At 63.4% G+C, this 20,548-nt stretch carries 20 protein-coding genes, 2 other RNA genes and 3 riboswitches; of the genes, 15 read left to right on the top strand and 7 right to left on the bottom strand.

Features of this window, described 5'->3' with window-relative positions; genetic code table 11:
* Positions 1-35 precede the first annotated feature (35 nt).
* From ACYQ0Z_RS10655 to ACYQ0Z_RS10630, 6 genes are all read left to right on the top strand, one after another.
* A complete protein-coding gene (locus tag ACYQ0Z_RS10655) occupies positions 36-1,631 on the top strand; it encodes an acyl-CoA synthetase (protein WP_459867839.1) in 1,596 nt (531 codons plus the stop codon).
* Between the two features lie 44 nt (positions 1,632-1,675).
* Positions 1,676-2,038 (top strand): carboxymuconolactone decarboxylase family protein, encoded by a 363-nt coding sequence (locus tag ACYQ0Z_RS10650; protein ID WP_459867836.1) that lies wholly within the window; start codon positions 1,676-1,678, stop codon positions 2,036-2,038.
* A 203-nt stretch (positions 2,039-2,241) separates the two neighbouring features.
* Complete coding sequence (locus ACYQ0Z_RS10645; RefSeq protein ID WP_459867833.1) at positions 2,242-3,501, top strand: CaiB/BaiF CoA transferase family protein; 1,260 nt, start codon at positions 2,242-2,244, stop codon at positions 3,499-3,501.
* Positions 3,502-3,618: 117 nt separating this feature from the next.
* A complete protein-coding gene (locus tag ACYQ0Z_RS10640) occupies positions 3,619-4,338 on the top strand; it encodes a 3D domain-containing protein (protein ID WP_459867830.1) in 720 nt (239 codons plus the stop codon).
* 102 nt (positions 4,339-4,440) lie between these two features.
* Positions 4,441-4,863: RNase P RNA component class A (rnpB, locus tag ACYQ0Z_RS10635), an RNA gene on the top strand.
* Positions 4,864-5,097: 234 nt separating this feature from the next.
* On the top strand, positions 5,098-5,397 hold the full coding sequence (locus tag ACYQ0Z_RS10630; RefSeq protein ID WP_459867827.1) for a LysM peptidoglycan-binding domain-containing protein: 300 nt from the start codon (positions 5,098-5,100) through the stop codon (positions 5,395-5,397).
* 80 nt (positions 5,398-5,477) lie between these two features.
* Here ACYQ0Z_RS10630 and ACYQ0Z_RS10625 read toward each other — a convergent pair whose 3' ends face one another.
* Both ACYQ0Z_RS10625 and ACYQ0Z_RS10620 read right to left on the bottom strand, forming a co-directional pair.
* Complete coding sequence (locus ACYQ0Z_RS10625; protein WP_459867824.1) at positions 5,478-6,242, bottom strand: flagellar motor protein MotB; 765 nt, start codon at positions 6,240-6,242, stop codon at positions 5,478-5,480.
* Positions 6,208-7,020 (bottom strand): flagellar motor protein, encoded by an 813-nt coding sequence (locus tag ACYQ0Z_RS10620; protein ID WP_459867821.1) that lies wholly within the window; start codon positions 7,018-7,020, stop codon positions 6,208-6,210. Before ACYQ0Z_RS10620 ends, ACYQ0Z_RS10625 begins: the two co-directional genes overlap by 35 nt.
* 194 nt (positions 7,021-7,214) lie before the next feature.
* Between ACYQ0Z_RS10620 and ACYQ0Z_RS10615 the strand changes: the two genes are divergently transcribed.
* Genes ACYQ0Z_RS10615 through ACYQ0Z_RS10605 form a run of 3 tightly spaced genes read left to right on the top strand, consistent with a single transcriptional unit; the run spans position 7,215 to position 9,954 of the window.
* A complete protein-coding gene (locus ACYQ0Z_RS10615) occupies positions 7,215-7,991 on the top strand; it encodes a GDSL-type esterase/lipase family protein (RefSeq protein WP_459867818.1) in 777 nt (258 codons plus the stop codon).
* Between the two features lie 29 nt (positions 7,992-8,020).
* Complete coding sequence (locus ACYQ0Z_RS10610) at positions 8,021-8,971, top strand: ABC transporter ATP-binding protein (protein WP_459867815.1); 951 nt, start codon at positions 8,021-8,023, stop codon at positions 8,969-8,971.
* The gene (locus tag ACYQ0Z_RS10605) at positions 8,971-9,954 is read left to right on the top strand and encodes a DUF2705 family protein (RefSeq protein WP_459868914.1); all 984 of its coding nucleotides are present in this window, start codon (positions 8,971-8,973) and stop codon (positions 9,952-9,954) included. The genes ACYQ0Z_RS10610 and ACYQ0Z_RS10605 overlap by 1 nt, the downstream gene beginning before the upstream one ends.
* Positions 9,955-9,966: 12 nt before the next feature.
* Here the strand turns inward: ACYQ0Z_RS10605 and ACYQ0Z_RS10600 are convergent, their stop codons facing one another.
* Entirely contained in the window at positions 9,967-10,305 is a 339-nt protein-coding gene (locus ACYQ0Z_RS10600; protein WP_459867812.1) for a hypothetical protein, read from the bottom strand.
* 149 nt (positions 10,306-10,454) lie between these two features.
* Between ACYQ0Z_RS10600 and ssrS the strand changes: the two genes are divergently transcribed.
* A non-coding RNA gene (ssrS, locus tag ACYQ0Z_RS10595) (6S RNA) lies at positions 10,455-10,637 on the top strand.
* Positions 10,638-10,663: 26 nt separating this feature from the next.
* On the opposite strand, the gene ACYQ0Z_RS10590 is transcribed toward ssrS, so the two are convergent.
* Positions 10,664-11,884 (bottom strand): ISL3 family transposase, encoded by a 1,221-nt coding sequence (locus tag ACYQ0Z_RS10590; RefSeq protein WP_459863420.1) that lies wholly within the window; start codon positions 11,882-11,884, stop codon positions 10,664-10,666.
* Positions 11,885-12,057: 173 nt separating this feature from the next.
* A riboswitch (SAM riboswitch) is annotated at positions 12,058-12,180 on the top strand.
* Between the two features lie 89 nt (positions 12,181-12,269).
* Here ACYQ0Z_RS10590 and ACYQ0Z_RS10585 point away from each other — a divergent pair.
* Genes ACYQ0Z_RS10585 through ACYQ0Z_RS10570 form a run of 4 tightly spaced genes read left to right on the top strand, consistent with a single transcriptional unit; the run spans position 12,270 to position 15,468 of the window.
* Positions 12,270-13,487, top strand: coding sequence for a 2,3-diketo-5-methylthiopentyl-1-phosphate enolase (locus tag ACYQ0Z_RS10585; protein ID WP_459867809.1), 1,218 nt, complete (start codon positions 12,270-12,272; stop codon positions 13,485-13,487).
* Entirely contained in the window at positions 13,487-14,212 is a 726-nt protein-coding gene (locus tag ACYQ0Z_RS10580) for a 2-hydroxy-3-keto-5-methylthiopentenyl-1-phosphate phosphatase (RefSeq protein WP_459868911.1), read from the top strand. Before ACYQ0Z_RS10585 ends, ACYQ0Z_RS10580 begins: the two co-directional genes overlap by 1 nt.
* Entirely contained in the window at positions 14,209-14,859 is a 651-nt protein-coding gene (locus ACYQ0Z_RS10575) for a methylthioribulose 1-phosphate dehydratase (protein ID WP_459867806.1), read from the top strand. The genes ACYQ0Z_RS10580 and ACYQ0Z_RS10575 overlap by 4 nt, the downstream gene beginning before the upstream one ends.
* Positions 14,860-14,913: 54 nt before the next feature.
* The gene (locus ACYQ0Z_RS10570; protein ID WP_459867803.1) at positions 14,914-15,468 is read left to right on the top strand and encodes a 1,2-dihydroxy-3-keto-5-methylthiopentene dioxygenase; all 555 of its coding nucleotides are present in this window, start codon (positions 14,914-14,916) and stop codon (positions 15,466-15,468) included.
* Between the two features lie 9 nt (positions 15,469-15,477).
* Here ACYQ0Z_RS10570 and ACYQ0Z_RS10565 read toward each other — a convergent pair whose 3' ends face one another.
* From ACYQ0Z_RS10565 to ACYQ0Z_RS10555, 3 genes are all read right to left on the bottom strand, one after another.
* Positions 15,478-16,374, bottom strand: coding sequence for a hypothetical protein (locus ACYQ0Z_RS10565; protein ID WP_459867800.1), 897 nt, complete (start codon positions 16,372-16,374; stop codon positions 15,478-15,480).
* A gap of 68 nt (positions 16,375-16,442) precedes the next feature.
* Positions 16,443-17,285: a YqhG family protein gene (locus tag ACYQ0Z_RS10560; protein ID WP_459867797.1), complete on the bottom strand. Its 843-nt coding sequence runs from the start codon at positions 17,283-17,285 to the stop codon at positions 16,443-16,445.
* A 4-nt stretch (positions 17,286-17,289) separates the two neighbouring features.
* Positions 17,290-18,993 (bottom strand): DEAD/DEAH box helicase, encoded by a 1,704-nt coding sequence (locus ACYQ0Z_RS10555; protein ID WP_459868908.1) that lies wholly within the window; start codon positions 18,991-18,993, stop codon positions 17,290-17,292.
* Between the two features lie 102 nt (positions 18,994-19,095).
* Positions 19,096-19,199: riboswitch (glycine riboswitch) on the top strand.
* A gap of 3 nt (positions 19,200-19,202) precedes the next feature.
* Positions 19,203-19,290: riboswitch (glycine riboswitch) on the top strand.
* A 109-nt stretch (positions 19,291-19,399) separates the two neighbouring features.
* On the opposite strand from ACYQ0Z_RS10555, the gene gcvT reads away from it, so the two are divergent.
* Entirely contained in the window at positions 19,400-20,506 is a 1,107-nt protein-coding gene (gcvT, locus tag ACYQ0Z_RS10550) for a glycine cleavage system aminomethyltransferase GcvT (RefSeq protein WP_459867794.1), read from the top strand.
* Positions 20,507-20,548: the final 42 nt, after the last annotated feature.

Here is a 20,548-nt window from a genome sequence, read left to right as displayed (position 1 = left end):
CTACAAGGAAAAATCCAACCAAAGGAGGACGGATCGTGGTGGACGTCGGTTACCTGACACGTCGCGTTCGCAGTCCCTGGGGGACACTGGATCCGCACAAGTGGGCCATCAAGCTGGAACGCGAGCGAGCATGGACCTATGCGGAGTTGCACCAGCGCTCGAACGCGTATGCCAATGCCCTTCGCCAACTCGGTATCGGCAAGGGAGACCGCGTGGGGATCTTGCTTTACAATAGCCTCGAGTACTGGGGGCTGTACTTTGCCGCGGCGAAACTGGGCGCGATCGCCGTGCGGCTCAACTTTCGCCTCTCGAGCCCGGAATTCGCGTACGCCCTGAGCGACTCCGGCACCAAGGTGCTTTGCTTCCACACCAGCCTCGCTGAGCGGCTGGCGCCGATTCGCGCCGACGTTCCCGTGATAACGTATGTGGGCCTGCCCCATGATGGTCATCCCGTTCCCGCCTGGGCGCTGCCGTGGGACGTTCTCGAGGCGGGAGACCCTGGCGAGGTGGAAAACGTTTCGATTTCCCCGAACGATCCCGTCATGCTCATGTATACCTCGGGGACGACCGGACGACCCAAAGGGGCATTATGGACCCATGCGAACACGATGTGGTTTTGCGCCATGCAGGTCATGAAATGGCGCCTAGATGCAGATACGGTGGCGATGACTACCGGTCCGCTTTACCACGTGGGAGCTTTGGAAGATCTCGCCCTCCCCACCCTCCTTGCCGGCGGTACGGTGGTGATGACAAAAAGCAGGGGCTTTTCCATCGAGCGCGTGGTGGATGTCATCGAGCGGGAAGGCGTGACCGACTGCCTGCTTTACCCCTTCATGATCTACGACCTGCTCCGGTCGCCTCGCCTTGACGACTTCCGGCTGACGTCCCTGCGTCGCATCTTGTCCGGCGGCGACCCGGTAATGCCATGGGCCATCGAGCGATTGCGCGAGCGGTTCCCCCACATCGGCCTGGTGCAGATTTACGGTCTCACCGAAGGGACGCCCATCGCTGCGTGCCTTGATCCGCAAGACGCGGTGACCAAGGGGCACACGGTCGGCAAGCCGATGCCACTGACGGAGATCGCCATTGTCAACGACGACGGGCGAAGGGCGGAGGTAGGGGAAGTGGGCGAGATTTGCGTACGGAGCCCTGCCGTGTCGCAAGGATATTGGCGGAAACCCGAGGACACGGCGGCCACGTTTCTCGACGGCTGGTGCCGTACCGGCGATCTGGGCCAAATCGACAAAGACGGGTACCTCATCGTTGCGGGACGCAAGAAGGACATGATCCGCAGTGGTGGGGAAAACATCTACCCTGCCGAAATCGAAGACGTGCTGATCCGTCATCCGGCCATTAAAGATGTGGCTGTCATCGGCGTGCAAGACCCGAAGTACCTCGAGGCAGTATGTGCCGTTGTCGTCAAAGCGGAGGGTGCCCAGCTAACCGAAACCGATGTCATCGCGTACTGCAAGGAACACCTGGCCAGCTACAAGAAGCCGAAGAAAGTGGTGTTCGTCGACCGCATTCCGCGTACGCCGTCCGGCAAGATCCAGAAATACCTCCTGCGCGAGCAATTCGGAACCGTCTTGTTGGAAGAGGGGAAAACGGAACAATCCGGCGGGGCAACCTAAGGGGGCAGCATCATATCTTCCAGACGAACAAGGGGGATTTGTGCATGAATCCGTTTGAAGCGGCGATCCGCGACTATCGCGAGGGGCTGGGGAGCCTCCGCGAGCGGATGCCCGAGGTCGTGGACGCCTACCACACCTTTACTGGCGCCTGTTTTGCCCCGGGTGCGCTCGATCAGAAGACGAAGCACCTGATGGGGCTGGCCATCAGCCTGTGCACGCAGGACGAGTACTGCATGATTTACCACACCGATCAGGCCGTGCAGCACGGGGCCACGCGTCAGGAGATCGAGGAGGTCGTTGCCGTGGCCGCAGCCCTCGGAGGCGGCGTGGCCCTGTCGCAGGGTGTTACCCTCGTGCAGGATTTGCTCAACCACCTACAGGGCGCCCGTGGAAAGGCGGTGCAGTGAGGGCGGGGCCGTTCCCGGTCTCGCGGCAAAACGGGAACACCGGTGCGCGCCGCTCTGCCGGCGGAAGGAGTTCTCCGGGCGGGGAACTCCTTTTTTTATCGCGCACAAACTGGAAAAACGGGAGCTTCGCTTGTTTCCGCGGGCGATTGCCTCCATAATGGCGGTAGAGGCAATCACAACTACAGCGTGCAAGGGGGATGGAAATGACTGAACATTCGGTCCAATTGCAAACGAGGCCTTCCCGGAAGGGGCTGCTGAGCGGCATTCGCGTGCTCGATTTTTCCCGTCACCTGCCGGGGCCCTTTGCCACGCGACGCCTGGCCGAAATGGGTGCGGAGGTGGTGAAGGTGGAGCAGCCCGGCGGCGACCCGGGGCGCCACATCGGACCTCGCGTCGGTGAAGTGGGCGCGCTGTTTGCGGTTAGCCACCTCGGGAAGAAGAGCATCTGTCTCGACTTGCGGAAGAAGGCGGATCGCGATACGGCCCTGCGCCTGGCAGCTGCGGCCGACGTGGTGGTAGAAAGCTTCCTCCCCGGGAAGATGGCCGAATGGGGCCTTGATTATGCCGCCGTCCGGGCTGTCAATCCGGGCGTGGTCTATTGCTCGGTCACCGGGTACGGGCAATCTGGTGAATGGGCGGATCGCCCGGGTCATGACCTGAATTTTCTGGCGGCAAGCGGCCTCCTGGCGGCCTTGGGCGGCCCGGGGGCGCCGCCGTCGGTGCCGGGTCTGCCGCTGGCCGATCTGATTGGTGGGATGGCGGCGGCGGAGGCCATTGTGGCGGCCCTGGTGCGCCGTGAACGCACGGGGGAAGGGGCCCATCTGGACATTGCCGTGACCGACCACCTGATGGGGCTGGCAGCATTGCCCATCCTGCTGGCGCAAAGCGGGGGTTCCGAGGCGCTGGCGCGGTTTTTGCGCGGCACGGTGTGCTACAACGTGTACGCGACGCGCGATGGACGTCACGTCGCGTTGGCCGCGTTGGAAGAAAAATTTTGGCGTGCCTTTTGCGAGGCGAATGGCCGTCCGGAATGGCTGCCCCACCAATTTGCCCCGGCCGATCCCGACAATCCCGTGTACCGTGCCGTGGCGGAACTATTTGCCGCGCGCACACGGGATGAATGGGCGGCCTTCGCGCGCGGGGTGGATTGTTGTCTGACGCCCGTCTATGCGCCGGAGGAGACGCTGGACGGCGAATATGCAACCTCGCGGCGTCTGGCCGTGCGGGTCATGCCGGATGGGAACGCGTCCGCCCGCGGGGCGAGGGCGGAAGGGACAGGAGGAGGCATGCGCATGCCGTGTACGGCTGCCGGGCGACTGGTTGAAGGGAGGGAAGAGGAAAGCGGCCGGTGGCCCGGTCTGCACGAACACGCCGAGGCGGTACTGCAGGCATGGTTGGCGTGGGGGAACGGTTCGGCCGAACCCGAACAGCGGGCAACGCCTTCTGCGCGACGCCCCGGTTGACGCCGGGGCGTTTGGCATTTTCGGACAGACGGGCGATCGGAAGGAACAGAAAACGGTATAGTTTTCGCACAAATTGGACATGGTATGTAACAAAGCCCAGAAGAGGTGATGCATACCATGTTCAAGATGCGTGTGTTTCGGCTGCTTCTGGTTGCAACGCCCTGCATGGCGCTGGTGTTGGGAACGGTCGCCTATGGCGCGCCGGCTCCCTATGTGGAGGGAGGATGCGTGGAAGAGGTCGGCCTGGCCACAGGCGAGCGTTCCCAAACGTCCGATGCGGCTGTCGTGCACGTTGTGCAGCCGGGGGAGACGGTGTTTCGGCTGTCCCGGATGTATGGCGTGACCGTTGAGACCCTTGTGGCAGCCAACCACCTGTCGTCCGACGCCTTGATCCGTGTTGGCCAGAAACTGCGTATCCCGAACCCGGAAGGTGGCGTAACGCCTCAGCCGCGGCTAGAGGAAAAAGGGGATCGGCATACCGTTTGGGCCGCTTCGTTGCCTGCCCCGTCGAGATCCGGTGGCGAGAAGGCCAAAGTGTACACCATGACGCTGACGGCCTATACCGCCGGACCGGAGTCGACCGGTAAACGTCCCGGCCATCCGGCGTACGGGATTACGGCCAGCGGGGAACGGGCGGTTGAGGGGGTAACCATCGCCGTCGATCCGCAGGTGATTCCGCTGGGATCGCTGGTGTACATCGAAGGCCTGGGGTATCGCGTTGCCCAGGACACGGGGAGCGCGATCAAAGGGAACCGCATCGACGTGTTCATGGACGACGTGGGAGAAGCCCTTGCGTTCGGCGTGAAGAAAAATGTTCGGGTGTACGTGATCGAGTGACCCCTTCCATAACCCCCCTCTTGTTCGACGGCCTGCTTTATGGTAAGCTAATCATGGCGCGGTGACGAGAAAGACCGCGCTTTTGTTCTTGTGAAAATCGGGAAAGCAATCCGGGCAACCGCTGGCGGAGTGGCGCAAGCCCCCGCTGGAGGAAAGTCCGGGCTCCACAGGGCAGGGTGCTGGGTAACACCCAGTCGGCGCGAGCCGAAGGATAGTGCCACAGAAACCAGACCGCCGATGGCGACCGGTTTCGGTCGCACAGGCAAGGGTGGAACCGTGAGGTAAGAGCTCACGAGGTCGACTGGCGACTGTCGACCTGGTAAACCCCACCCGGAGCAAGGCCTAGTAGAGGGACAGCCGCGCATTCCGCGCGGCACACGTGGCCCGCGTGGTCCCTGGGTAGGCCGCTTGAGCCGTTCAGCAATGGACGGCCCAGATAGATGGTTGCCGCCCCAAAGGGTGGGAGGCTTGCAGGCCGTTGAACCACTCGGGGAACAGAACCCGGCTTACAGGATTGCTTTCCCGTTTCCATACCCTTCGAATAATGGGGGGCGCGCGTGGCGAGAACGCGCGCTCTTCTTTTATTTTTCGTTCACTCCGGGATTATGCCTTTTGTTTCTTTTCCGCGGGGCGAAACCGATGTGGGTGATCAACCATTTTCCTTGAATTAGGTAAACAACCATCAATACGAACCGGCCGAGGCCATACAGTAAAAGGGAACAAGGCGGTGGAACCGCCCAGACCAAGGAGGGAATACACGTGATCGAGCATATTGTGCAACCCGGTGAAACCCTGTGGGCGATTGCCGCGCAATACGGAGTGCCGGTGGAGGTGATTCTGGAAGCGAACCGCCTGCTCGACCCGTATGCGCTGTCGGCCGGCCAAATGCTGTATATTCCCCCTGCCCATTCTTTCGTTCCCGTTCAGCAGCCGCCCTTTTTCCCCGGTTTTCCCGGCCTCGAACGCCGCGTGACACGGTTGGAACGAGAGGTCAACCGGCTGAATCAACGTGTCAACCGGCTGGAGGAACGCGTGCGGCGCCTCGAACAGCGACGTTAACGGGCGGAAGACGCCGCCGTCCATCCCTACGCACAACCCCGGGCTTGGCCCGGGGTTGTGTGTTCGCGTTTGCCTTTTCGTTACCGGAGGATGACGATTTCTACGCGCCGGTTCATTTGCCGGTTGTGGTCGGATGTGTTGGGGACGAGGGGACGGTATTCCCCGTACCCGACGGCGACAAATTTGTGCGGGTCTAACCCTTTGGTTTCTGTGAAATACCGGACGACAGACAGGGCTCGGGCGGTGGACAGTTCCCAGTTGTCACGAAAAGGGGAGCGCGGGCCGATGGGGATGTTGTCCGTGTGGCCCTCCACGCTGATGGTGCCGCGGATCCGGGCGAACAGCCGGGCCATCTCGTCGAGCAGCGGACGCGCTTCTGGACGCAAATCGGCCTTTCCCAATTCGAAGAGCACGAGGTCGTTGAGGCGCAGGACGATGCCCCGCGGGGTGTTGGCGACGGAAACCTGTCCTTCCAGGCCGTGGGCACGGATGGCTTTCTCGAGCTCCGCCTGGGTCTCTTGCAGCTCCCGTTCCCGCTGGAGCAGGCGCTGTTTCCGCTCCGACGGGATCGAATCGGGACCTTCTCCCGTTAGGGGAGTCGGCGCAACATCCACCGGGCTGGTTGGCAGAAACGCGGAGGCCGAGGGGGCTTCCATGATCGCGTCCGACCTCTGGAATTCGGCCTGCAGGGACTGGGCGAACACGGCATATTTGTTTTGGTCAAGCTTGCTCAGCGCGTACATCACGACGAAAAAGATCATGAGCAAAGTGATGAGGTCGGCATACGTGATCAGCCAGCGCTCGAGGTTTTCATGCGCTTCGGGAGCTCTGCGCTTGCGCCGCATAGGTCTTCTCCTCCGTCTCTGCTTTGGACGGGATGTGTCCTTGCACGAACGCCGCCAGCTTCGTCTGGATGAGCTGCGGATGTTCGCCGGCTTGCAGGGAGAGGATGCCTTCCAACATCATTTCCAGTTCCAGCCGTTCTTCCTGCAGGCGGGCTTTGAGTTTGTTGGCGATGGGCAGATACAGCACGTTGGCGCTGGAGACGCCATACAGCGTGGCGATGAACGCCATGGCGATTGCCGGGCCGAGGTTGCTGGGGTCGTTGATGTTGCTGAGGACGTGGACAAGCCCCATCACCGTGCCGATGATGCCCATGGTAGGGGCGAACCCGCCGGCCGCCTCGAAAATGCGGACATAGCGGAGTTTTTCCTCTTCCTTCGTGTCGATGGTGAGCTCGAGAATCTGCTTCAGCGCTTGCGGATCGACGCCGTCAACGGCCATCATCAACCCTTCGCGCAGAAACGGGTGGGGATGTTCCATGGCGCGCGACTCGAGCGCGAGCAGCCCTTCGCGCCGCGCCACGGTGGCCAGCTCCACCAACTCCTCGATGAGTTGATGGAGATCCCGCTTGGGTTCCGTAAAGGCCTCTTTCAACACGCGCGGGATGTTTTTGAGCTGGGACCAGGGGAAGCTGACCGTGACGGCCCCGATCGTTCCGCCGAAGACGATGAGCGCTGCGGTCAGCTGAAAGAGTGAACTGACGTGACCGCCCTCGAGCACGAAACCGAGGACCAGCGAGGTGATACCAATGACAATGCCGAGCAGTGTGGTGCGATCCATTCCTGTCTGTTCCTCCCCTTGTTGCTGGTGATGTTGGGAAGGGCAGGCATCCCGATGCGGTCGGACGCTGTCGTACCTGCGAAGAAGGCCTTACTCTTTATATCGGTTTGCGAGGAGAAAAATTTTACGGGAAAATGGGGACACGGGAAAATGAGGACGATGACCCGATTGCGTGCTGCAGGAGGAGGGAAACCGTGTATCGTCCAGGGATCATCGCGTTGGGGATGGTTGCGCTGGTGCTGACCCTCGTTTGGGCAGGTGGCTTTGCCTTTGCCGTGTACGATGTGGTTTCCGCGCATCCGCCGGCGGCTCCGCCCGAGCGCCCCTCGTCGGCCATCTCGCCGGGTTCCGACACAGCTATTCGCCTGGTGGGGCTGGGGGACTCCCTGACGCGCGGGGCCGGGGATCCCGAAGGCCTCGGGTACCTCGGACGGTTGCGCCAGCAGGTGGCCGAGGCGCGAAAGCAGCCCGTGTACGTCCACAACCTGGCCGTCAACGGATACCGGTCGGACCAGCTTCTCAACCGTCTGCGGACGGAACCCGCCTTCCGCCAGACGGTCGCCCGGGCCGACCTGATCACGTTGTCCATCGGCGGCAATGATTTGCGCGTGGCCGCCCAGGAGACGGGGGTTGACCTGGCCCATGCCCAACGCGTTTTCGACGAAACTTTGGTGCGTGTGGTACAGATTGTGACGGAGCTGCGGGCGATCAATCCCCGCGCCCCGATTGTCTACGTCGGCCTGTACAATCCGTATGCGCGTTGGCCGGAGGGAGAGGCGATCACGGCGCTGATCGAGCGGTGGAACGCCGAAGTGGCCGCGCGGACGGCCCATATTCCCAACGTGGCCGTCGTGCCGCTCGTGGACGTGTTCCGGTTTCACCTCGACGAGTACCTGGCTGTTGACCGCTTTCATCCGAATGACGCCGGTTACGCCGCCATCGCCGAACGCCTCTGGCAGGTGGTGCGGTGAGAAGCATCGGCCAGCGAGGAGGGGAGTCCATGAACGCAGGCAAATCGCGAACCCCCGTTCTGTCCGTGCGGGGGTTGTCCAAGCGGATTGGCCGGCGCCCCCTTGTGGAGGGCGTGGAATTTGATGTGTACCCGGGGGAGGTGCTCGGGTTCCTCGGGCCCAACGGAGCCGGGAAGACGACGACCATCCGCATGCTGGTCGGGCTGATCCGTCCGTCAAGCGGATCGGTGACGATCGCCGGCTATGACGTGCACCGGCAGCCGGAGGAGGCCCTTCGCCGCATCGGATGCATCGTGGAGAACCCGGAACTTTACCCCTTCTTGACGGGGCGGGAAAACCTGCTCCACTTCGCGCGCATGATCGGCGACGTGTCCCTTGCGCGCATCGATGAGGTGGCGCGCATTGTGGGCCTGGAGCGGCGCCTTGACGACAAGGTGAAGACCTACTCCCTGGGCATGCGCCAGCGCCTCGGCATCGCACAGGCCCTCCTGGCCCGTCCGGAACTGCTCATCCTCGACGAGCCGACCAACGGCCTGGATCCGGCAGGGATCCGCGAAATGCGCGAGCTGATCCGGTCGCTGGCGGCCGAAGGCTTGGCCGTCTTCGTATCGAGCCATCTCCTGTCCGAGGTGCAGCTGATGTGCGACCGGGTGGCCCTCATTCACCGCGGGCGGATCCTGCGCGTCGGCCGGGTGGACGAGCTGTTGGCCGGAGAGGAAGGACGCGTGGTGTGGCACGTGGACAACGCCGAGGAAGCGCGGCGGGTACTGGCCGCTGTTCCGGAGGTGCAGGTGCTCGAAGGGGATGAGGGAGCGGCGGGCGGCGAGCAGGCCGTCGTGTGCCACATGCCCTATCACCGCATTCCGGAGGCCAACTGCCGGCTTGCCAATGCGCACGTGGCGGTTTACGGGATCGTGCGCAAGATCCCGTCGCTGGAAGAATGGTTCTTGCGCCTAACGGAGGGAGAGGGAATCGCGTGATGCTCGGTCTGGTGTACAACGAAATCCTGAAGGTGGTGCGGAAGAAGCGGTTTTATGTCGTGCTGGCCATCTTGGCCGTCCTGATTCCCGTGTTTACGTACGCCCAATACAAGACAACGGTGGAGCAGCAGGAGCGCCTGGGGACGAAGGACTGGCGGATCATCGTGCAGCAGGAGATCGTCGATCTGCAAAACCGGCTCACCAGCGCCCGCCTGTCGGACGAATGGCGGCGCCTCCTCCAGATTCGGCTCCAGCAACGGCAGTACTACCTGGAGCACGACATCAACCCCCTCGCCCCCGGGGCGGTGACCTTCGCCCGCGTCTTTTTGGAGCGTTCCGCGTCCCTCTTCGTTCCGCTCCTCGTCGTTGTTGTCGCGGCGGACATGGTTTCGGGCGAGCACACCGGGGGGACGATCAAGCTGCTGCTCACGCGCCCGGTGCGGCGGTGGAAAATCCTGTTGAGCAAATACCTGGCCCTGCAGCTTTTCGTGTCGTTGATCATCGCCGTGACGGTGCTGTTGGCGTACCTCATCTCCGGTGTGGTGTTCGGGTACGGCGGTTGGACGATGCCCGTTTTGACCGGTTTTCAAGTCACCGGCGAGGGGGTGCTGACCGATCGGGTCCACGTCCTGCCGCAGGGGCTGTACCTGCTGATGCAGGCGGGGCTGGTGTGGTATGCCACGGCCGTCGTGGCCACGCTGTCGTTTCTCTTGTCCGTGCTGCTGCGCAGCACAGCGGCGGCCATGGGAACGATGCTGTCCGCCCTCATCGCCGGTGTCATCCTGACGGAGATGGTCTCCTCGTGGCAGACGGCCAAATACCTGTTTGTGGTCAACCTGCAGCTGACGGACTACCTGGCGGGGAACGCCCCGCCCATTGAGGGGATGACCCTGCCCTTCTCCCTCGCCGTGCTCGGTGTTTGGGGGGCAGCCGCACTTCTTGCCGCGTTCTGGGTGTTCACCCGGCAGGACATGCTGACCTAGGCGGGCGCGGCATCATTTCTCCCGCTCGCGGTGTTCGGCGGCGATGTCCGGGTCCGGTTCGACGTCGGGCTGGGTACGGTACCAGTTGTTCAGATCGTTGATGCGGCTGGCGTAGTCGCACACCGCCGCCCACAGGCGGTCGATCTCCTCTTCCCGGTCGGCTGCGTGAAGCTGCGCCTGCAAGGCCTCGATTTTGGCTTCCAGCTCCTTGATGCGGTCGGGAATGGTACCGCGAATGCGTTCCCACTTTTCAAGAATGGCCTCGCGCTCTTCTCGGGTGTAGGCGGCCCACGGCTTTTCGAGGGCCGGCACTTCAATGCCCAGGCGTTTGTCTACCCGAAACACGTGCACGGTCGGTCACCTCACTTGGTTTCCCTCTCAGTGTACCAAATACCCCCACCGGTGGGGACGGCCGAAAACCGGCCGGCATATGGCCCAAAACGCACATTTATCCTTGACGCGCAGCCGTTCTCCGTGCCATACTAGTAACACGCACAAGGCGCTTCCTGCGATGTGCGTCACACCATTGTGTGTCTCGAACCACAGCCATGACAAAGGGAGTCTTACATCCGCTGGTGGACGCTATGCCGCCTTCGAGTGGACAGCGGAAGCCAGCGTGCGGACACCCACCTGCGGGAGAGCAGGTTCGGAGACAACAAGGTGGACGGCATGCGCGGGGGCGCCCGCCTTGTTTTGTTTCCTCTCGGCTCTAAGTCAATAACTGTGGATGGGAGGTCAACCAAGCCAAGGGTATAAAAGCGAGGAGCATCTTCCGCACATAGATTTCGCGGTTGCGGAACCCGTAGCTGATTCGTTTGAGCAGCTTGATCTTGGTGTGCACGCCTTCCGTGTAGCCGTTCGAAACACGCCAGGTGTGGTAAGCCAGAATCGCCTCGCGCCAGCGGCGGAGCGTGCGTCCCCACTGCAGGAGCGCGGCATCGCTTGCCGACTGGGCCTCAAAGATCACGCGGTCCAGGATGGCTGCGGCTTCGTCTCGATTGGAAGCACGGTAAACGTCTCGCAGCTGCTCTTTGACCCAGTGAAAGTGGGCCACGTTCTTGTGATGCTTCCGAATGGCGGCAAGCTGGGCAGCTTGGCGTTCGGTGAGGTCGTCCTCGTTCTTCAAAAGCGGCCATCGAGGCAGGCGTACCCCGGTCACCTGCTGTTCCACAAGCCGTGCTTCGTCAACCCGCCGATTCGCGTCCTGGATGACGTGAAACGGATCCGCCACGATGACAGCGCCGGGCAAAGCGCGCTTCACGGCATGGCGCCAAGCATCCTTCAGGTCGATGCACACGGCCCGAATCCGCCGACGAACCGTCTCCGGCAGCTGGCGCAAAAAGCGCTCCAGTGTTTTCATGCGGTCATCCGGCAAGATGGCCAAAAGGCACCGTTTTGGCCACACGCATGTGACCGTAACCATCATGTCACGGCCACGATAGCTGTGTTCATCAATGCTAAGCACGAAGGCATCGACATCCCGGAGGGCTTCCTCGAGATTTACCTGCTGGTCTACGTACCGAAGGAGCAGACGGCGCAAGGTGCTGCTGCTTGTTCCGCTTTCCTGGGCGGCACGACGGAAACTGCCCGCTTTCAGGCGCTGGAGCAAAAGGGCTTCGGCCCGTTCGGTCCTGCGTGCCCAGGGGCGAATACCAGGAAAGCGTTCGGTGAACACTTTTCGACAGGCCGTGCACTGGAAGCGCCGGGGACGTACCCAGAGGTAAACCGGTTTCTCGTTGCACCAGGTGTGCAGCTTCCGTTTCCATTCGCGCGCACGATCGTAGACGCGGCGTGTCAGCTGTCCACAATCCGGACACCGCGCTTCCTTACGCGGCCGACCGGCGTAGATGTGAATACCATCGGATTGATGCACGATACGGTAAACAATCCACGATTGTAAGCCGAACATTTCTGCGGTAAGCTTGTTCATAGGCGGTCGCGAGCCTCCTTCGGGATGTGATGTGCCTAACTATCCCTTGGCTCGTCGACCGCCTTTTCCTCTTAGATCCCACACTTTTTAGCGTAGAGCCTTTCCTCTCTTGACAAGAGGCCGATCCTTTAGTACTTTTTGAATCAATCGAATACGCAAGCAGGAAAGCCCGGATCTCATCCAGAGCAGGCGGAGGGACTGGCCCGATGAAGCCCGGCAACCGGCGCGCCCGCTATGGCGTGCACGGTGCTAACTCCTGCGGAAGACGGGACAACCCGTTTTCCGAGAGATGAGAGCCGCGGAACGTCAACGCGTTGCGCGCCTCTCTCGGATACGGGAGAGGCGTTTTCGTTTTTCATCATCGTCGCGAAGCGGGGTAAGGACCATGACGAACGAGTGGGTTGTGGCCATCTATCAGGTGCCGGATGACGGCGACCTGTCCCGAAAGGCCGAGTCGATCGCCATGGGGCTCACGGTGGGTACCTGGACGGACCTTCCCGCCGCCCGTCGCGCGGAACTGGAGCCATACAAGGGCGTGGTAATGGACATCCGCCGCGGTCAGGTGGCCGCCGACGGCTCGCGGGTGGCCCATCTGGCGATCGGCTACCCGGTGCGGAACCTGCGCGCGGACATCCCGTCGTTGCTCACGACGGTGTTCGGCAAGCTGTCGATGGACGGGCGCATTCGCCTTGTCGACCTCAAATTGCCCGATACCTTCGTGCGTGCCTTTCCCGGCCCGCGGCTGGGGATCAAGGGCGTGCGTCAGCGGCTTGGGGTATGGGACCGGCCGCTCCTCATGAGCATCTTCAAATCGTGCATCGGCCTGCCCCTCGCCGAACTGCATGCGCAGTTTGTCGCCCAGGTGGAGGGCGGCGTCGACCTGGTGAAGGACGATGAGATCTTCTTTGTCGACGACCGGGCGCCCTTTTTCGAGCGCATCGCGCTCTTTCGCGAAGTGCTTGACGCCCATGAGGCGAAGACCGGCCGCCGCGTGCTATACGCCGTCAACCTGACCGGCCCGGTTGACGAGATGGTGGACCGGGCGCGGGAGGCCGTGCGGCAGGGGGCCACAGCCCTGTTGCTGAACGTGTTGCCGTACGGGTACGACATCCTGCAGCGCTTGCGCGAGGACCCGGAGATCACCGTTCCGATTCTCGCCCATCCGGCCTTGTCCGGGGCCCTGTACGCCTCACCGCACCATGGTATCGCGGCGCCGATTGTGCTGGGCATGCTCATGCGCCTGGCCGGGGCGGACCTGGTGCTGTTCCCGGCGCCCTACGGCACCGTTTCCCTCGCCGCGGCGGAAGCCTTTGCCCTGCGCGACCGTCTCGTCGAGCCCTTCGCCGGCCTGGCCCCGGCGTTCCCGGTGCCGTCGGCGGGCATTCACCCGGGCATGGTGCCGCGCCTGCTGGCCGACTTCGGCCTTGACCACGTGGTCAACGCCGGCGGTGGCATCCACGGCCATCCCGACGGGCCGCGCGGCGGTGGCGAGGCCTTTACGGCGGCCATCGAGGCGGCGGTGTCTGGAGTGTCGCTGGAAGAGCGGGCCAAGACGTGCCCGGCGCTGGACAAGGCGCTGGCCAAATGGGGGGTGCTGGTATGATGCTGCCGCCTTTGGAGGGCCGCGCGCCGGTGTTGTTTGTCGACTTTGACGGCACCATCACCGAGCGGGACTGCATCGTTGCCATCATGGAGGCCTTTGCCCCGCCCGGGTGGGAGGCGATCAAGGACGCCATTCTTGCCCGGCAGATCAGCGTGCGCCAGGGCGTGGGCGAGCTGTTTGCCCTCCTGCCCAGCGCCAAACGTGACGACATCGCCGCGTTTGTCCGCCAGACGACGCGCATCCGTACGGGGTTTGACCGCTTCGTTGAGTATGCCGCGGCGCGGGGCGTGGAATGGTACGTGACCAGCGGGGGGATTGACTTCTTCGTTTACCCGCTGCTGGCCCCCTTTCGCATTCCCCGGGAGCGGATCTTCTGCAATGGGAGCGACGTTTCCGGCGAGCGGATCCGCATCACATGGCCTCACCCGTGTGACGAGGCGTGCACCAATGATTGCGGGCTGTGCAAGGTGTCCATCATCCGCCGCTTTGACCCGGCGCACCATTACCGGATCGTGGTGGGGGACAGCGTGACCGACCTGGCCGGGGCCCGGCTGGCCGACCTGGTGATCGCGCGCGATTACCTGCTGGAGCGGTGCCGGGAGCTCGGGCTGCCGCATGTGCCCTTTGCCACCTTTGACGACGTGGTGGCGGTTCTTGCGCGGCTGCTTGACGCTGCACCGTTGCAGTGTCCAGGCGGCAAGGGGGAGGAGGGGAAGGTCTCGTGAGCGGAGCGCTGACGACGGAGGCGCGGCAACAGGCGTGGATGCGCCTGGCTGCCGTCAAGGAACAGTTCGCGGCGCGGGGCTGGTTTCCGGCCACCAGCGGGAACCTCTCGCTGAAGGTGCAGGAGGACCCGCTCGTGTTCCTCGTGACCGCGAGCGGCAAAGACAAGACGGAATCGGGACCAGACGACTTCCTGCTGGTCGACGGTGACGGTCAGCCCGTGGAGGCGACGGCGAATCGCCCCTCGGCCGAAACGCGCGTGCACGCCGCCCTGTACCGCGCCTTCCCGGAGGTGGGTGCCGTCTTTCATGTGCACACAGTGGCCAACAATGTCATATCGGAACTCTACTTTTCACGGGGCCGCGTTCGCATTGGGCCGCAGGAACTGATCAAAGGTCTGGGCATCTGGGACGAGGACGCCGTGATTGAGGTGCCCATCGTCGAAAACTTCGCCGACATTTCCTGCTTGGCTGAGGCGGTGGCCCGGGTGGCCAACCCGCGCGTGCCGGGGGTTCTGATCCGCAACCACGGCATTTATGCCTGGGGGGAAAGCCCCCTCGCGGCCAAGCGCCACCTGGAAGCGTTCGAATTTTTATTTCAGTACTGCCTGGCGCTGCTGCAATGCCGGGCGGCGCTGGTCGGCGTCTAGCGCGCCGTTACCCGAAACGAGCGCATCCATAACTTGAAAAGGAGGCAGTTTCGCATGGCCATTCTTCGCGTGCGCAAAACGGGAGAAACCATTACGGGGGCCGAAAATGTGCGAGCCTTCCTCGATCGGCAAGGGGTTCTGTACGAACGCTGGGACACGGGGAAACTGCCGGCCCATCTGCGCGGCAAGTTCAACCTGACCGATGCCGAAAAAGACGAAATCTTGCGCGCCTTTGACGCGGACATCCGTTCCCTGGCCGAACGCCGCGGCTACGTCAAGTGGGACGTGGTGGCGCTGTCCGAGGCGACGCCCAATCTCGAGGAGCTGTTGCGCACCTTTGCCCAGGTGCACACCCACACCGAGGACGAGGTACGCGCCATCGTCGCCGGGAGCGGCGTGTTCGTGATCAAGGGCCCGGGCGACACGGGCTATTTCGACTGCGAACTGGAAGCGGGTGACGTCATTTCCGTCCCGGAGCGGACACCGCACTTTTTCACCCTCACCGACGAGCGGCGCGTCGTGGCCGTGCGGCTGTTTATCGATCCGTCGGGCTGGGTGGCCCATCCGTATGAAGACCCGGAGTTTGCGGCGACAAGCCCGACGGCGTAAGGGTTCGGCTTAGCGCCTCGTTGTCCCTCCGGGAAAAAACCCGCCGCGTCGGTTGAGCTCCGGCAGCGGGAGGAAGCGAACCAATCCTTCGGCCCAGGGGTCGCGCAAGGCCACGAAGACCGTGCCCCCGTCCCAGCGGTGGAAGCCGTCAAGGGAGTAGAAGGCGGTCACGGTTCCCGCATACAGCGAGGCGGCATAGCCGGTCCAGGGCAGGGGGCGCCGCGGATCAAAGTCTGTGGCCTGCGGATGCGCGCCAGGCTTTCGGCCAGCCACCGCTGCCAGCGCGTCGCCGTCCGGCCGCTTTGCCCGGCGCGCCGCGTCGAGCACGGATAGGCGGTATCCCGGGACCTCCGGCGGTGTAAAATGCGCCGGCACCGGGAGGGTTTCACCGGTTACCGGGTCGACCGCGGTTTCTCCGGCGCGCCAGAAGCTTTCCAAGCCGCCGTAAACCTTTTCCGCCGCCTTCGTCCAGGGGACCGGGGTGGCGGAGGAAGGGGCGTCGAAGGGCACAGGGGTGCCCACGCCGTACTCTAGGACGGCAACGGCAAACGGCGCATGGGCGTCTTGCCTCACGATGGCGTACACGGGCGCCAGGTGGGCCCTAGGGGTGGTGGGCGGCGACGGGGGCGCCGGTTGAAGGCGCAACCGGTACGTGTGGGCCGGGTGGGCCAGCGGCTCCACAGCCACGGCCGACGCGGCGGAAAGGGGAAAAAACCGGGGATCGGAGCGGGCGAGCTGTGCGGTCCATCCCTGCAGGAAGGCGGTGAGGGCCTGCTGCTTGGGGATAAGCGGCTCGCCCGTTCCAGGTTCGGCGACCAGTGTCCAGGCGGCGAACGCGAGCAGCGCGGCGAAGACCAGTGCCCGGCCCCACGGCGGGCGATGGGGCCTGAAGGGGTTGAAGACCATCGCGGGCCACCTCCCGACAGTTTGGCTCCATTATAGGCGGCCGGAGCTGCGAGAGATGTCGGGAGCTGTCAGGTGTCCGCCGCAAGTTCTCCCCTTTCGTCTGCCGTTGCGACAGGGGTAGACAGGTAAAAGAGCCCCGCGTTGACCACGTCGACTTCAATGCGCGGCGTAAACAGGGCCTGCAGTTCGTCCAGCCGCTGCTCCAGCTCGTTGCGCCGTTCTTCCGGAGGGTTCTCCCCGTAGTACGCCCGCAGCAGCGCCTGTTCCTCGGCCAGGCGCGCCAGGGCGTCGCGCGCCCAGTGGTTATCCTCGGCGGCAACGGTTGCGGTGACCGCCGCCTCAGCCCGATCGACCGCTGCCTCCAGCGTCAGGCTCCAGGGTGCCACTACGGTGTGGGGCGGCATGACGGGCGTGAAGGGTCGCGCGGCGATGCGCGGATAGAAGCCTTGGGCGACTTGGCCGGTCTCGAGGTTGACGCCGACGGGCAGGAGGCGCTCTTTCTTGCGGTCGCACCGGAAGCTGATGCGATAGTTGATCGCCAGCCACGGGACGAGGCGGACGGCCGGCTCCGATGCGGGGCTTGTTGCCGGCACTTCGTACAGCCGGACGAACCGTCCCCGCTTTTGCGCGGAGCGAAAGAGCTGGGCAAGGCGCATCGATCCAAAGGTGATGGGTTCGCCGCGACCGTCGGGCGGCGGGCGGTCGGGGTCGAACACCAGTGTCAGCACGGCCGGAACGGGTTCGAGGCCGAACTGCTCCACGTAGCTCCAGTAGAAGGGCCGGTTCATCAAGTCCTTGTCCATGTCCGGGGTGAGGCGCACCCGGACATAGGAGGGGGTGTCCTCCAGGATTTCCCCGCCCATTGCGGCGATGTAGCGGCGGACAAAGGCGGTCACGCGCGCGTGCTCCACGGCGTCATCCCCCCGTTTCCGCTGTCGCACCGGTCCACGCGGAACCAGCCGTCTCCCGCGCCCTGGCCAGCGCCTCCCCAAACCGGCGCAGTTTCTCGGCCGCTTCGCGGTCGTCTTTGGAGCGGAGGACGATGTCGGCCAGGGTGCGGTCGAAGGTTTTGCTGAGGTTGGCCTGGGACACGATGGCGTCCAACTCCCCGACCACGAGTTCAAAGAGGCGGATCTTTTCCGTCAGCAGGTTGAGGATGTGTTCCTCGATCGTGTCCTTGGTGGCGAGGTTGAAGATCGTCACGTCGCGGGTCTGGCCGAGGCGATGGATGCGGCCGATGCGCTGCTCGACGCGCATGGGATTCCACGGCAAGTCATAGTTGATCATCTGGTGGCAGAACTGCAGGTTGATCCCTTCCCCGCCGGCCTCGGTGGCGATGAGCACGCGGGCGCGGTTTTCGAACAGCATGCGCATCCAGTCCTTCTTGTTGCGCCCAAATCCGCCCCGAAAGAGGACGGTGGTGATGTCCTGCTTGGCCAGCTCGGCCTGCAGGAATTCCTGGGTTGCCCGGTATTCGGTGAACAGGATAACCTTGCCGTCGAGGCGGCGCAACAGTTCTACCACCTTGCACGCCTTGGTGTGCGTGTTGACCTCCTTGGCAAGGAGGAGGAGTTCGCGCAGGCGGCGCTTGAGTGGCGAACCGTCCTCGGCCCGTTTGTACCACTTGAAAAGGGAAACCATCGCCGCGTCGCGGGAGGAGCAGACTTCCCGCTGCAGGGTGAGCAGGGTGAACGCGCTGCGCAGCGAGCGGGTTTCTTGGGCCCGCTCACGCACAAAGTTGGTGACGGCGTCGTACAGTTCCCGTTCCTTTGGGGACAGCTCGAGGGCCAGGGTTTCCACGTGGCGTTTGGTGAAGGCGATGCCGCCGTCCGCGCGCCGGTTACGGATCATCACCTTGCCCAGATCGGCGCGCAGCTTTTCTTCGTTTTTGGGCAGGCGCTTGTGGACGACGTAATTCTGGGCAAAGGTGGCGTCGTTCCCGAGATGGCCCGGTTTCAAGAGGGAGATCATGTTGAAGAGTTCCGTCAGGTCGTTCTGAACGGGTGTGGCGGTGAGGAGCAGGCAGTATTTTTTCTTGATGGCGTTGACGAAGGCCCAGTTTTGGGTGCGCGCGTTCTTCAGCTTGTGGGCCTCGTCGACAATCAGCATGTCGTAGGCGATGTCGAGCACCTGCTCACGATGGGGCGCGCGCTTGGCCGTGTCGAGGGAGGCGACGAGGATGTCGTACTGGCGCCACATGTAGGCTTTCTTTTGGGCCACGGCGGGGATGGCGAACTTCTGGTTCAGCTCCGCCGTCCACTGCGTCACGAGGGACGACGGCACGAGAATGAGTGCCTTCTTGACCAGCCCCCGTACCAGGTATTCCTTCAGCACCAGCCCGGCTTCAATGGTTTTGCCCAGGCCCACTTCGTCGGCCAGGATGGCCCGTCCGCGCATCTCGTTTACCACGCGGCGTGCCGTTTCCACTTGGTGGGGCAAGGGGGTGAAGGCGTGAAGGTGCCGCAGGCACTCGAGGTCGTCAAACGAGGGGACCAGGGTGGCCTCGGCGGCCTCGTAGGCGAGTTGAAACAGGGCCCAGGTGTCCCAAGGGGAATCGGCGCGCACGCGCGCGGAAAACTCCTCCAGCCACTTGCGGTCGAAGATTGGGCGGATGCGCATCACGTGAGCACCTCCCGTTGTGCGGGAAGTTCTTTGCTGCCCGCCGCGGGTTGTGATAGGATGAAATTAGTATGGCTAATCGGGAAAATTGGCATACGGCGGAGGATGGCAGGGGGAGAGACCGCCTATGTGGCGGCGCCGAAGGAGCAAGCCCGGCAAAGTCGCGACCGGGTGAATCTCTCAGGCAAAAGGACTCCTGCCGGACGCAACTCTGGAGAGTGTCCGCCAGCGGGCGGGCCGCCAAAGGGGGAATCCCGCGTGGGTACGCGGGAGACACTCTCAGGTCAACGGACAGAGGGAAAGCGCGCACGGCCCTGTCGTGTGCCTTTCGCTCTTTTTTGTTTCCTGAAGAGTGGAAACGCTTTTCTTCGGGTACGATGGATATGACCAAAAGGGAGGTGCGGCGATGGCCGAACTGAAGCGTACGCCCCTCTATCCGGTGTACGCCAAGCACGGGGCGAAGACCATCCCCTTCAGCGGTTGGGAGCTGCCGGTGCAGTTTACCAGCATTCTGGAGGAACACCAAGCGGTGCGCAGCCGCGCAGGCCTGTTCGACGTGTCGCACATGGGTGAGATCGAGGTCAGCGGTCCCGATGCGCTGGCGCTCATCCAGAAACTTACAACCAACGACGCGTCGGTCCTCGCAATCGGCCAGGCCCAGTATAGCCTCATGTGCTATCCCGACGGTGGGACGGTGGACGATCTCCTCGTCTACCGTCTCGCCGAGGACCGCTACCTGCTTGTCGTGAACGCCGCCAATACCGACAAGGATGTCGAATGGATCCAGAAGCACGCCGAGGGCCACGTGACGGTGACGAACCGCTCGGCGGAAATGGCCCAATTGGCCTTGCAAGGCCCGCTGGCCGAAACGGTGCTGCAAAAGCTGACCGACGTTCCGCTAGCGGAGCTGGCGCCGTTCCGCTTCGTCCAGGAGGCCACGGTTGCCGGCGTCGAGACGTTCATCCTCTCCCGAACCGGCTATACCGGGGAAGATGGGTTTGAGATCTACCTGCCGAACGAGGGAGCCATTCCGTTGTGGGAGGCCGTCCTGGAGGCAGGGAAGGACGCCGGGGTGCTGCCCTGTGGCCTGGGGGCACGGGATACCCTGCGCTTTGAGGCGCGGTTCCCCCTCTATGGCCAGGAGCTGGGTCCCGACATCTCGCCCATCGAGGCTGGCGTGGGGTTCGCCGTCAAGATCGACAAGCCGGTCGACTTCATTGGCAAGGAAGCCTTGAAGGCGCAAAAGGAGCAAGGTCCGCCGCGGAAATTGGTCGGCCTGGAGATGGTCGACCGCGGCATCCCGCGAACCGGCTATCCGGTGTATGTCGGCGACGAGCCGGTGGGGCGGATCACCTCCGGAACGCAGTCGCCGACACTGAAGAAGAACGTGGGCCTTGCGCTGATAAAGGCGGAACACGCCGCCGTGGGCACCGAGGTATGCGTAGACGTGCGCGGCAAAAAGCTCAAGGCCGTCGTGGTGAAGACGCCGTTCTACCGGCGTCCCAAGGCGTAGGGAAGCCGGGAACCATAATGCGCGAGGAGTGAGGGGGAAACA

The sequence above is a fragment of the Calditerricola yamamurae genome (assembly GCF_054654135.1).
This window is presented reverse-complemented; position numbering and strand designations above follow the sequence as displayed.